The 10,538-nt window shown below is 72.1% G+C and carries 11 protein-coding genes; 7 read left to right on the top strand and 4 right to left on the bottom strand.

Going from position 1 to position 10,538, the window contains the following annotated elements:
• Window positions 1–6 precede the first annotated feature (6 nt).
• On the bottom strand, window positions 7–870 hold the full coding sequence (locus QM611_RS03400) for a Sir2 family NAD-dependent protein deacetylase (RefSeq protein ID WP_415078497.1): 864 nt from the start codon (window positions 868–870) through the stop codon (window positions 7–9).
• A 64-nt stretch (window positions 871–934) separates the two neighbouring features.
• On the opposite strand from QM611_RS03400, the gene QM611_RS03405 reads away from it, so the two are divergent.
• Complete coding sequence (locus tag QM611_RS03405; protein ID WP_415078498.1) at window positions 935–1,762, top strand: TrmH family RNA methyltransferase; 828 nt, start codon at window positions 935–937, stop codon at window positions 1,760–1,762.
• Here QM611_RS03405 and QM611_RS03410 read toward each other — a convergent pair.
• A complete protein-coding gene (locus tag QM611_RS03410) occupies window positions 1,686–2,543 on the bottom strand; it encodes an SGNH/GDSL hydrolase family protein (protein WP_415078499.1) in 858 nt (285 codons plus the stop codon). The two genes, QM611_RS03405 and QM611_RS03410, sit on opposite strands and share 77 nt — an antisense overlap.
• Before the next feature lie 124 nt (window positions 2,544–2,667).
• On the opposite strand from QM611_RS03410, the gene QM611_RS03415 reads away from it, so the two are divergent.
• The 6 genes from QM611_RS03415 to QM611_RS03440 all read left to right on the top strand — a co-directional run bounded on the left by QM611_RS03415 (window position 2,668) and on the right by QM611_RS03440 (window position 9,115).
• Window positions 2,668–4,503, top strand: coding sequence for a DEAD/DEAH box helicase (locus tag QM611_RS03415; protein ID WP_415078500.1), 1,836 nt, complete (start codon window positions 2,668–2,670; stop codon window positions 4,501–4,503).
• Between the two features lie 174 nt (window positions 4,504–4,677).
• Entirely contained in the window at window positions 4,678–5,136 is a 459-nt protein-coding gene (locus tag QM611_RS03420; protein ID WP_415078501.1) for a hypothetical protein, read from the top strand.
• A gap of 194 nt (window positions 5,137–5,330) precedes the next feature.
• Window positions 5,331–6,413, top strand: a complete 1,083-nt coding sequence (locus QM611_RS03425) for a VIT1/CCC1 transporter family protein (protein WP_415078502.1) — start codon at window positions 5,331–5,333, stop codon at window positions 6,411–6,413.
• 112 nt (window positions 6,414–6,525) lie between these two features.
• Entirely contained in the window at window positions 6,526–7,458 is a 933-nt protein-coding gene (locus QM611_RS03430; protein WP_415078503.1) for a metal ABC transporter substrate-binding protein, read from the top strand.
• 5 nt (window positions 7,459–7,463) lie between these two features.
• Window positions 7,464–8,234 (top strand): metal ABC transporter ATP-binding protein, encoded by a 771-nt coding sequence (locus QM611_RS03435; protein WP_415078524.1) that lies wholly within the window; start codon window positions 7,464–7,466, stop codon window positions 8,232–8,234.
• Window positions 8,231–9,115, top strand: coding sequence for a metal ABC transporter permease (locus QM611_RS03440; RefSeq protein ID WP_415078504.1), 885 nt, complete (start codon window positions 8,231–8,233; stop codon window positions 9,113–9,115). The genes QM611_RS03435 and QM611_RS03440 overlap by 4 nt, the downstream gene beginning before the upstream one ends.
• Here QM611_RS03440 and QM611_RS03445 read toward each other — a convergent pair.
• Window positions 9,096–9,776, bottom strand: a complete 681-nt coding sequence (locus QM611_RS03445) for a metal-dependent transcriptional regulator (protein WP_415078505.1) — start codon at window positions 9,774–9,776, stop codon at window positions 9,096–9,098. The genes QM611_RS03440 and QM611_RS03445 overlap by 20 nt on opposite strands.
• Before the next feature lie 129 nt (window positions 9,777–9,905).
• The gene (locus QM611_RS03450) at window positions 9,906–10,409 is read right to left on the bottom strand and encodes a family 1 glycosylhydrolase (RefSeq protein ID WP_415078506.1); all 504 of its coding nucleotides are present in this window, start codon (window positions 10,407–10,409) and stop codon (window positions 9,906–9,908) included.
• Between the last annotated feature and the right edge of the window lie 129 nt (window positions 10,410–10,538).

Raw genomic sequence — 10,538 nt, forward strand, 5'->3', positions numbered from 1 at the left:
ACGAGCCTAATGCCCGCGTCGTGAGAGGGCAGGCAGAGCCGATGCGAACGCCCGCAACACCTCGCTCGTGCCGGCGTCGATCTTCACGGTCGCCTTCGCGTCGGCGCGGGTCGCGCCGCGGTTGACGATCACGACGGGCAGGCGCCGGCGGCGCGCCCGCTCGACGAGCCGCAACCCGGAGTTGACGACGAGCGACGACCCGGCGACGACCAGCGCCTCGCAGGAGCGCACGAGCGCCTCGGCCTCACGGAACTTCTCGGCGGGAATGAACTCGCCGAAGAACACCACGTCGGGCTTGAGCAGCCCGCTGCACACCGTGCAGTCCGGAACCACGAAGCCGTCGCTGGAGGCGGGGAGCACATCGCCGTCGGGGCCGAGCGCGACGTTCTCGGGCGTTGCCATCCACGGATTGTCGCGCTCCACGCGCTCGGCGATGTCGCGCCGGTCGAAGACCTGGCCGCAGCGCGTGCAGAAGACGCGGCGCATCGTGCCGTGCAGCTCGACGACGCGGCGGCTGCCCGCGCGCAGGTGGAGCCCGTCGACGTTCTGCGTGACGACACCGGCGACGACACCGGCATCCTCCCACTCCGCGAGCGCGGCGTGCCCGGCGCTGGGCTCGGCGGCCGAGAACGCGCGCCAGCCGAGGTGGCTGCCCACCCAGTAGCGCCGTCGCGCGGCGGCGTCGCCGAGGAACTGCTGCGCGGTCATCGGCGTGCGCGCCGGCGCGCCCTCGCCGCGGTAGTCGGGGATGCCGCTGTCGGTGGACACCCCGGCGCCGGTGACCACCGCGACCCGGCGGCCGGCCAGCACGTCGATCGCGCGACCCACGAGCGCGGTCGCAGTCGGGTCCAAGTCGATCACGGCGGGCACGGGGCGAGTCTAGGCCGTGCGGTTTTCCGGCATGTTACGGCGGGCGGTCTGCGAGAGTGGCAGCATGCGCGTGGAACGAGTGGATCGAGCGGATGACGCGCGGCTGGCCGACTACCGCGACCTCACCGACGTCGCGCTGCGCCGTGTGCTCGAGCCTGCCGGCGGCCTGTACATCGCCGAGTCGGCGAAGGTCATCGCCCGCGCGCTGGCCGCGGGCCATCAGCCGCGCTCGGTGCTCGTGCAGGAGAAGTGGCTGGCCGAGATCGACGAGCTGCTGGGGCAGACGGATGCCACGGTGTACGTCGTGTCGAGCGGCATCGCCGAGGAGCTCACCGGCTTCGCTGTGCACCGCGGGGCGCTCGCCGCGATGCACCGCCCGCCGACGCCGCCGGTCGCCGAGCTCCTCGCCAACGCGCGGCTGGTCGTCGTGCTCGAAGACCTCGTCGACCACACGAACGTGGGCGCCGCGTTCCGCAGCGCCGCCGCGCTCGACGCGGACGCCGTGCTCGTCACGCCGCGCTGCGCCGACCCGCTGTACCGGCGCAGCGTGCGCGTCAGCATGGGCACGGTGTTCCAGACCCCGTGGACGCGGCTGCCCGAGTGGCCCGAGGCCCGCGGCATCCTGCACGACGCCGGATTCGCGATCGCGGCGCTGGCACTCGCCGACGGCGCCGTGCCGCTGGACGAGTTCGCGGCCGACCCGCCCGCGCGCGTCGCGCTGCTGCTGGGCGCCGAAGGCGACGGGCTCAGCCGGCGGGCCCTGGATGCCGCCGACACCGTCGTGACGATCCCGATGGCCGGGGGAGTGGACTCGCTCAACGTGGCTGCCGCGTCGGCGGTGGCGCTGTGGGCGCTTCGCTCACGGGGCGGGGGTCGGGCCGCTTCGCGGTGACGTTGTCGCCGGACGACTGGTGCCGCAGCCGCCGCAACACCCACGGCACGAGGTACTCGCGCGCCCACACGAGGTCTTCCGCGCGCGCCGCGCGCCACGTCTTGGCCGGCAGCGGGTCGGGGCGCATCGGCTGCAGGTCGTTGGGCACGTTGAGCGCCCGCAGCACCATGCGGGCCACCTCGTGGTGGCCGAGCGGGTTGTAGTGCAGGCGGTCGTCGTCGAAGAAGCGCATGTCCTGCACCTCCTTGAGCGCCCACTGGTCGGCGACGATGCAATCGTGGCGGTCGGCGATCGCGCGCAGGTTCTCGTTGTAGATCGCGACGCGGCCGCGGATTCCGCGGAAGACGGGCGTGAACTCCGTGTCGATGCCGGTGAAGACCACGATCGTCGCACCGGTGCTCGACAGGCGCACGACGGCCTCCTCGAAGAGCTCCGCCACCGCGTCGGGGTCGGCCCCCGGACGGATCACGTCGTTGCCGCCCGCCGAGAACGTCACGAGGTCGGGGTTGAGCCGCAGCGCGGGGTCGATCTGCCCGTCGACGATCTGGCGGATGAGCTTGCCGCGCACCGCGAGGTTCGCGTACGCGAAGTCGTCGACTTTGCCCGCCAGCACCTCGGCGACACGGTCGGCCCAGCCTCGGTGCCCGCCCGGCAGCGATGGCTCGGGGTCGCCGATGCCCTCGGTGAACGAGTCGCCGATGGCGACGAAGCGGCGCCAGGGCAGCGGGCCGTCGTTGGGGACGAACGGACTACGGTTCGAATCGGGATCGTGGTGCGACATCGTTGCTCCTTGCACGGCTCGTGACCGTGCTTTCCAGCGTACGTCGGTCGCTGTCGGCGGGCGTCGGCGGTTGCGCTTAGGGTGGGGACTCGTGCGCCCGCCGGGGCGCGGCGGAAGGAGGCCGATGGACGCGCACGCGCAGCCGCACTTCGGCAGCTTCGCCGCCGAGCACCTGTCGCCGGCGTTCCCGCAGCGCGCGCCGTGGGGCACCGCCGAGCGCCTGCGCGCGTGGCAGGCGGAAGCGCTCGACGCCTACTTCGCCGCCGACGGGCCGGACGGCGTGGGAAGTGGACCACGCGACTTCCTCGCCGCCGCGACGCCGGGCGCCGGCAAGACCACGTTCGCGCTGCGCTTGGCGAGCGAGCTGCTGCGCCGCGGCGTGGTCGAGCGCATCGTGGTGGTGGCGCCGACCGAGCACCTCAAGACGCAGTGGGCGGACGCGGCGGCGCGGATCGGCATCCGCCTCGACCCGCGCTTCTCGAACCGCCACACCGCCCCGTCGCGGCAGTTCCACGGGGTCGCGGTGACGTACGCGCAGGTGGCGGTCAAGGCATCCGTCCACCGCGACCTCGTCGACCAGCGGCGCACGCTCGTGATCCTCGACGAGGTGCACCACGGCGGCGACGCGCTGTCGTGGGGCGACGCGCTGCGCGAGGCGTACCGCCGGGCGACGCGCCGGCTGCTGCTGTCGGGCACGCCCTTCCGCAGTGACACCGCGCCCATTCCGTTTGTGGAATACCACCCGGACGAGCGCGGCATCCGCATGTCCCGCACGGACTACAACTACGGCTACGGCCGCGCGCTCGCCGACGGGGTCGTTCGGCCCGTGCTCTTCCTCGTGTACGCCGGGCGGATGCGGTGGCGCACCCGGGCCGGGGAGGAGTACGAGGCGCAGCTGGGCCAAGACGACACGAAGGATGTCACGGCCCAGGCGTGGCGCACCGCCCTCGATCCCGCGGGCGACTGGATCCCGGCGGTCCTGCGCTCGGCCGACCGCCGGCTGAGCGAGGTGCGCGAGAGCGTCACGGATGCCGGTGGGCTCGTCATCGCGTCGGATCAGACCGCCGCCCGCGCGTACGCGGCGATGCTGCGCGACATCACGGGCGAGCAGCCCGCCGTCGTGCTCTCCGACGATCCGGGCGCGTCGGCGCGCATCGAGGAGTTCGCGAACTCGACCAGGCGCTGGATGGTCGCGGTGCGCATGGTGTCGGAGGGCGTCGACGTGCCCCGGCTGTCGGTGGGCGTGTACGCGACGAGCGCGTCGACGCCGCTGTTCTTCGCGCAGGCGGTCGGCCGCTTCGTGCGGGCGCGGCGGCGTGGCGAGACGGCGAGCGTGTTCCTCCCGCACGTGCCGCAGCTGCTCGCGCTCGCCAACGAGCTGGAGCGCGAGCGCGACCACGTGCTCGACCGCGAGTCGGGCGACGAGGGCGGGCTCGACGACGAGCTGCTCGAGCAGGCCGAGCGCGAGGAGCCGGCCTCGGACGCGCTTGTCGAGGACGGCACGTACCAGGCGCTGGAGTCGGTGGCCCACTTCGACCGCGTGCTCTACGACGGGCGCGAGTTCGGCCAGCTCGCCGTGCCGGGCACGCCGGAGGAAGAGGAGTTCCTCGGCCTGCCCGGCCTGCTCGACCCGGGGGAGGTGCACGATCTGTTGATGCGCCGACAGGAGCGGCAGAGCCGGCATCGGCGGATGCGGGCCCTTCGACAAGCTCAGGGGTCGGGCGGGGAGGCCGAGGATGTCGCCAACGACGCCATGCCCGTGCCGCTGCATCGCACACTGCGCGAGCAACGCCAGTTGCTCAACTCTCTCGTGGGGCTGTACGCGCGCCAGACCGGCGAGCCGCACGGGTCGGTGCACGCCGAGCTGCGCCGCGTGTGCGGGGGCCCGGCCGTCGCCCAGGCGACCGTCGCGCAGCTGCAGGCCCGCATCGAGCTGCTGCGTCGGCGCGTGCGTTCGTAGCGCAGGGTCGTCGAGCCCGAGTCCTCCTCTCCCGTCCGATCGCCTTCTCCCAAATCTCCTGATCTGGCGCAGTCAGGACGATCCGCCGCGAAACGTCCTGACCACGCGAAATCACCTGATCTGGCGAAACGCTCAACGACCGGGTGGGCGGGCGGCGGCTTCTAGGGTGGGAGCGTGGGCGCGCAGTACTCGTTCGTCACGCGGTGGCGCGTTCCGGCGAGCGCGGAGCGCTGCTGGTCCGAGCTCGAGCGGGCGCTGCGCGGCGACGTCGAGTGGTGGCCGGGGGTCGAGGTCGCCGAGCCCGCCGTCCGCGTCGAACCCGGTGCGAGAGTGGCGATGCGCGTGCGCAGCCCGCTCGGGTACCGACTGCGCGCCGCGCTCGAGATCACGCGGGTCGACCCCGGGCGCTCGATCGAGGCGGCCAGCGCCGGGCACCTGCGCGGCGCGGGGCGAGTGGAGATCGACGAGACCGCTGACTGCGCGGATGTCTGGTTCCACTGGGATGTCGAGACCACCCGCCGCTGGATGAACGCCACGGCTCCCGTGCTGCGCCCGCTCTTCACCGCCGCGCACGCCCGGGTGATGGCGCGCGGGGAACGCGGGCTGCGGGCGGCGGTCGCCGTTGCGCGCTGAGCGCGACGCGTTTCGTCTCGCTCAGCGCGCTCAACGACCGGGGGTGCGCGTTTCGTCTCGCCTGCGTCTCGCGAGGCGGCCGGGGGCGCTTCAGTGTTCGACACGCCGGAACACTGGCAATCGGTGTCGCGGGGCGGCGAGGCATCAGGCGCGTGACTAGCCTCGAAGCGTCCCGTCATCCCTGGAGGTCTGCGTTGAGCGCGCCGCCCACTGCCCGCGACCGTCGTCGTTGGGCCCGCTACCTCGTGAACGAGCGCGCCGAAGCGCACGTCTACCGCGAGCTGGCGGCACGTCGCACGGGGGAAGAGCGCGACATCCTGCTCGCCCTCGCCGACGCCGAGGGCCGGCACGAGGCGCACTGGCTCCGCCTGCTCGGCGGTGAGCCGGCATCCCTCCCGCGCGCCTCGGTCGGCACGCTGCTGCTGGGCTGGATGGCCAAGCGGTTCGGCTCGATTTTCGTGCTCGCCCTCGCCCAGAACGCCGAAGGGCGGTCGCCCTACGACACCGATCCCGACGCGACGCACACGATGGCGGCGGACGAGAAGGTGCACCACGAGGTCGTGCGAGGCCTTGCCGCGCGCGGCCGCCGCCGCCTCTCCGGCAGCTTCCGCGCGGCGGTGTTCGGCGCCAACGACGGCCTCGTCTCCAACCTCGCTCTCGTGATGGGCATCGGTGCGACGGGGGTCAGCTCGACCCTCGTGCTCTTCAGCGGCCTCGCGGGCCTCCTCGCCGGAGCGCTGTCGATGGGCGCCGGCGAGTTCGTCTCGGTGCGATCGCAGCGCGAACTGCTGGCCGCGACCGAGCCGAGCGGCTATGCCGACGCCGCGCTGCCCTACCTCGACCTCGACGCGAACGAGCTGGCGCTGGTCTACCGCGCCCGCGGGATGGACGAAGCGGACGCGATCGCGCGAGCGCACCGCGTGGTCGCCGCCGCGCAATCGACCGGCTCCGCGGCGCCCGACACGTCGCCTGTCGACGTCGTCGACCAGCACGAAGTGGTCGGCCACGCGTGGGGCGCGGCGCTGTCGAGCTTCCTGTTCTTCGCGTCTGGCGCCATCATCCCGGTGCTGCCGTGGATCTTCGGCCTGTCGGGTGCGGCGGCGGTCGCGCTCGCCCTCGCCCTCGTCGGCGTCGCCCTGCTGTCGACCGGGGCGATGGTCGGGTTGCTCTCCGGCGGACCGCCGCTCAAGCGCGGGCTCCGCCAGCTCGCGATCGGATTCGGCGCGGCAGCGGTCACGTACGCGCTGGGACTGCTGTTCGGCGTCACGCTGGGGTAGCGCACACCGCCACACGGCCGGGAGACCTCCATCGTCCACAAACTACGTCGCGACGTAGTTTTAAATACGGCATACTGTTGTTCACTCACTTCGCGACGGAAAGCGGTTCGGGATGCGCGCGCGCAGGGCTTGGGCGACGGCGGTCGCGGTCGTGCTCGTCGCGGGCCTGCTTGCCGCGTGCGCCGCGACCGACAAGCGGCGGGAGCTCGCACCCGACGACGGCAAGCCGGTTGTCCTCACGACCTTCACGGTGCTCGCCGACATCGCGCGCAATGTCGCGGGCGACCACCTCGCGGTCGAGTCGATCACGAAGGCCGGAGCCGAGATCCACGGCTACGAGCCGACCCCCGGCGACATCGCCCGCGCGTCCGATGCCGACCTCATCCTCGACAACGGGCTGGGCCTCGAGCTGTGGTTCGCGCAGTTCGTCGAGTCGCTCGACGTGCCGCACGTCGTGGTGTCGGACGGCGTCGAGGCCATGGACATCACGGAGGACGCGTACGCGGGCAAGCCCAACCCGCACGCGTGGATGAGCCCGGTGAACGTGCAGGCCTACGTCGAAAACATGGTGGCGGCGTTCAGCGACCTCGACCCCGAGCACGCCGCGGAGTTCGCGGCGAACGGCGCCGCGTACCAGGGCGAGCTCTACGCGATCCAGGACGAGCTCGTCACGGAGTTGTCGGCGCTTCCCGAGAACGAGCGAGCGCTCGTGACGTGCGAGGGCGCGTTCTCGTATCTCGCGCGCGACGCGGGCCTGACCGAGAAGTACATCTGGCCGGTGAACGCGGAGCAGCAGGCGACGCCGCAGCAGATCGTGTCGGCGATCGAGTTCGTCAACGCCGCCGACGTCCCCGCCGTGTTCTGCGAGTCGACTGTGTCCGCGGGGCCCATGCGGCAAGTGGTGGATGCCACGGGTGCGGCGTTCGGCGGCATCCTCTTCGTCGACTCGCTCTCGGACGCGAGCGGTCCCGTGCCGACCTACCTCGACCTCATCCGCTACGACGCCGACACGATCGTTGCCGGGCTCACGGGGCGCGCGCCGTGACCGCGATGCTGCAGGTGCGAGACGTCGTGGTGCGCTACGGCGAGATCCTCGCCCTGGACGGCGTCGGGCTGGATGTCGCGGCCGGGCGCGTCACGGGACTTGTCGGCATGAACGGCTCGGGGAAGTCCACGCTGTTCAAGACGATCATGGGCATGGTGCGGCCCGAGAGCGGGCGGGTCGTGATCGACGGCAGCCTTGGTCCGGCCGCGGCCCGCAAGCGCGGCATGATCGGGTACGTGCCGCAGAGCGAAGACGTCGATTGGGCGTTCCCGATCTCGGTTCGAGAGGTCGTGATGATGGGCCGCTACGGGCGGCTCGGCCCCACGCGCCGGCACCGGCCCGCCGACCACGCCGCCGTCGCGGAGGCGTTGGACCGCGTGGAGCTCTCGGCGCTCGCCGACCGGCAGATCGGACAGCTCTCCGGCGGCCAGCGAAAGCGCGCCTTCGTCGCCCGCGGCATCGCGCAGGGCGCGGACATCCTGCTGCTCGACGAGCCGTTCGCGGGCGTCGACAAGAGGTCGGAGGCCACGATCGTCCGACTCCTGCGCGAGCTCGCCGACGCCGGCCGCACGGTGTTCGTCTCCACCCACGACCTGCATGCGCTGCCGCAGCTCGCCGACGAGGCGGTGCTGCTGATGCGCACGGTGCTCTTCCGCGGGCCGGTCGCCGAGGCCCTGCGGCCCGAGAAGCTCGCGCTCGCGTTCGGCCTCGACAGCCCCGACCGCCCTGACAGCGCCGACGGCGACGGCGCGACGCCCCCGGAAGGCGACGCATGAACCCCGTCGACCTCATCCTGGAACCCCTCCAGTACGACTTCATGGTGCGGGCGCTGGCGACGACCGTCATGGCGGCGGTCGTGTGCGCGCTGCTGTCGTGCTGGCTCGTGCTCGTCGGCTGGTCGCTCATGGGCGACGCGGTCTCGCACGCGGTGCTGCCGGGCGTCGTGATCGCGTACATCGTGGGCGCGCCGTTCGCCCTCGGCGCGCTCGTCTTCGGGCTGCTGGCGGTGGCGCTGATCGGCGCGATCCGCGGCGGCAGCCGGGTGAAAGAGGATGCCGCGATCGGCATCGTGTTCACGACGCTGTTCGCGCTCGGGATCGTGCTGATCTCGGTCACCCCGAGCCAGACCGACCTCAACCACATCATCTTCGGCAACATCCTCGGCGTCTCCACCGTCGACCTCGTGCAGATCGGCATCCTCTCGGCGGTGGCGTTCGCCATCCTGCTCTTCAAGCGCCGCGACCTCACCCTCTACGCCTTCGATCCCACGCACGCGCACGCCATCGGGCTGAACCCGAGGCTTCTCGGGGCCCTGTTGCTGGGCGTGCTCGCGCTGACGGCGGTGGTGGCGCTGCAGGTCGTCGGCGTGATCCTGGTCGTGGCCATGCTCATCATCCCCGGCGCCACCGCGTATCTGCTCACCGACCGGTTCGGGCGGATGCTGGTCATCGCGCCGCTCGTGTCGGCGGTGTGCGCCGTGGTCGGCATCTACCTGAGCTACTGGGTCGACGCGTCGTCGGGTGGGCTCGTGGTTGTCGTCCAGGGCTGTGCCTTCTCGTTCGTCTACCTCTTCAGCCCGCGGCACGGGCTGCTCGGCACGCGGGTCGCGGCGCGGCGGCGGCGGGCGGGGGCGTCGGCTACGGCCGCACCGCAGTGACCCACACGGCGTCGGTCGCCGCCCTGCCCAGCGACAGCGTGCCTTTCGCGCCGCTCGCGGTGACCTCGACGGCGTCGGAGTACGGCGCGCCGCTGCGCACGTCGATCACCGTGCCGATGCCGACGCCGCGATCGGCGAAGAACTGCAGCAGTCCAGGATCGGCGTCGGAGATGCGCTCGATGCGGGCCGTCGACCCTGGCTCGAGCTCCGAGAGCAGCCGCGCGTCGGGCCTCGCGATGTGCCCGTCCGCGTTCGGGATCGGGTCGCCGTGCGGGTCGCGCGTCGGGTGGCCGAGATGCTCGTCGATGCGATCGATCATGAAGTCCGACACCGCGTGCTCGAGCGACTCGGCCTCGTCGTGCACCTGGTCCCAGCGATAGCCCAGCACCCCGACGAGGAACGACTCGATGAGGCGGTGCCGGCGCACCATCGCGACCGCGTATGCGTGCCCCTTCGCCGTCAGCGACACGGCGCCGTACGGCGCGTGCTCGAGCAGGCCCTGCTCGGTGAGCTTGCGCACAGCGTCCGACGCCGTCGACAGCTTGACCCCCGCCTTCGCGGCGAGGGTCGACGGGGTCACCGGCGCGTCAGACCACTCGTTGAGGCTCCAGATCGCCTTGAGGTAGTTCTGCGTGCTCGTCGAGAGCTGCGACACCGACATGCGGGCAGGCTATCAAAGCGCCGCGCGTCTGCCGGGCCGAGCGGACGAAACCGGGCGGAGGCAGGGACGGATGCCGGCGAGGCATCCTTTCCTTCGCCTGTTCTCTGCGCTCGGCCTGCCCTCTGCCGGCTAGGTCAGCCGCTGCTGCGAGGACAGGAACTCGAGGTCGTCGCAACCCGGGAACGCTGGAATCGGGTGCGGCCCGCCCGCCGGGGCATCCGGGGACTTCTCCCAGGCCACGAGCGAGTAGTAGTAGTTGACGCCGAGTGAGTCGATGGGTCGGGCGATCTGCTCCAGATCGCCGTCGTGCACGAACGACCACTCGGTGAGCGCGGCGGTGTTCTTGATCAGGTCCGACGGGTAGGCGCCACGCAGTATGGGGCCGCTGAGGAGGAAGGCCGATGCCCACGGCTCGTTCAGGGTCGTCCACATCGAGATCCGGTCCCCGAGCGCGGCGACCACCTTGCGGGCGCAGTCGGCGAAACGGTGCGCGGTATACCGCGAGAGCCAGCCGCCCCGCTCCTGCAGGGCCTGGGTGAGATCCCAGTGGTAGAGGGTGGCGAACGGGGTGATCCCGCGGTCGAGCAGTCCGTCGGCGAGGCTTCGGTAGAAGTCGATCCCGGCCTGGTTCACCGCACCCAAGCCGGCTGCACGCGGGGCCAGGCGATCGAGAACCGGTACGCGGCCGTGGCGACCCCGGAGACGCACCGCGGGGGGAAGCCGTCGGGCAGGGGTGATGTCGTCACGTCGTCTCTTTCGAAC

Origin of the sequence: Microbacterium sp., assembly GCF_047606685.1 — a bacterium.
Lineage (GTDB): Bacteria > Actinomycetota > Actinomycetes > Actinomycetales > Microbacteriaceae > Microbacterium.

What these genes read in the sequence shown, in the direction of transcription:
- QM611_RS03410 (WP_415078499.1), bottom strand. Translation starts at nt 2,543, where the DNA reads ATGTCGCACCACGATCCCGATTCGAACCGTAGTCCGTTCGTCCCCAAC.
- QM611_RS03435 (WP_415078524.1), top strand. Translation starts at nt 7,464, where the DNA reads ATGCTGCAGGTGCGAGACGTCGTGGTGCGCTACGGCGAGATCCTCGCC.
- QM611_RS03430 (WP_415078503.1), top strand. Translation starts at nt 6,526, where the DNA reads ATGCGCGCGCGCAGGGCTTGGGCGACGGCGGTCGCGGTCGTGCTCGTC.
- QM611_RS03445 (WP_415078505.1), bottom strand. Translation starts at nt 9,776, where the DNA reads ATGTCGGTGTCGCAGCTCTCGACGAGCACGCAGAACTACCTCAAGGCG.
- QM611_RS03415 (WP_415078500.1), top strand. Translation starts at nt 2,668, where the DNA reads ATGGACGCGCACGCGCAGCCGCACTTCGGCAGCTTCGCCGCCGAGCAC.
- QM611_RS03440 (WP_415078504.1), top strand. Translation starts at nt 8,231, where the DNA reads ATGAACCCCGTCGACCTCATCCTGGAACCCCTCCAGTACGACTTCATG.
- QM611_RS03405 (WP_415078498.1), top strand. Translation starts at nt 935, where the DNA reads ATGCGCGTGGAACGAGTGGATCGAGCGGATGACGCGCGGCTGGCCGAC.